The following is a 249-nucleotide window of genomic DNA, read 5'->3' on the forward strand; positions in this document are numbered from 1 at the left end:
TCGGTGGTGGTGAAGAAGGCATGGAACCGCCAGGTGTCGAACAGCGTCTCCTGCCCATCAGACGACTTCGGGTTGAGGTCGGGGATGCGTCGGACTACCAACCTGCCCGACACTCGGTCGGCCTTCTGGGCGGAGAACGCGGTGAACGGCACCTCGGCGACCTCGGCGCGGGAGACCCAGGATCCGGTGGCCTCGTCGAAAATGGCGTCGGTGTACTCGATGGTGGTCCACGCGTCGTCGTCGATCGCG

1 pseudogene is annotated in these 249 nt (G+C 65.5%); it reads right to left on the reverse strand.

The features are described from left to right. A pseudogene (locus G6553_RS20605) lies at positions 1-249 on the reverse strand (IS1380 family transposase); the annotation flags it as partial.

This window comes from Nocardioides sp. IC4_145, from assembly GCF_011250565.1.
Classification (GTDB): Bacteria; Actinomycetota; Actinomycetes; order Propionibacteriales; family Nocardioidaceae; genus Nocardioides.